Annotated in this window: 1 protein-coding gene; it reads right to left on the bottom strand. The window is 39.1% G+C overall.

Features of this window, described 5'->3' with window-relative positions; translation table 11 throughout:
• Positions 1-611: hypothetical protein (locus N1032_RS26330; RefSeq protein WP_259543599.1), on the bottom strand; the 611-nt coding region annotated here is incomplete at both ends.

Genomic DNA, 611 nt, shown 5'->3' with positions numbered 1-611 from the left:
GACTCACTGTGTAATTAGCAGCAGGTGGTTTAGTTGTACTAGATGTGTTGTAGCGACGGATATCGTAAACAGTTTTGTCGAATGATAGAGCATCAACATTAGGGATAATATTGATAGAACAGAAATCATTCAAAGTATCATCTGTGTTAGAAACACTCAACACTCCAGAGATAGGTGTATTGATTGCTGTGAAGGTCATGTGTTTAGGATCGTTTGGATCAATCCTAATAGAACCAATACCTGACGGAGTTAGTGTCCATTTCAGGTTCTGTTTCTTAACGTGGTCAGGAGTAATCTCTGCATAGAAGTCATGAGATTGTCCAACCTTCAATGTTAACTGGTTTTCTGATAAACCCAAACCAGTCATGAGTGGGTGAGAAGTTATGGTGGCTGATGCCTTTTTCTCAGAACTAGCGATAGGTTGCCAGTAACTGATATTCTCCCAATGTTGATCTTCCAGTAAGTAAAGTCCATCCTGAGTTCCAAGGATATTGAAAGGATGGTCATACTGGTAATCAAAAGGCATCGGTTGAATGGCGTAAGCAATGATATTATCTTCTGCACCATTGTAAGAAATAGGTTTATTACCACCAAACTTCGTAATCTGATTT

It is taken from the genome of Herbiconiux daphne (assembly GCF_024979295.1).
In the GTDB taxonomy this organism is placed as follows: domain Bacteria; phylum Actinomycetota; class Actinomycetes; order Actinomycetales; family Microbacteriaceae; genus Herbiconiux; species Herbiconiux daphnes.
This window is presented reverse-complemented; position numbering and strand designations above follow the sequence as displayed.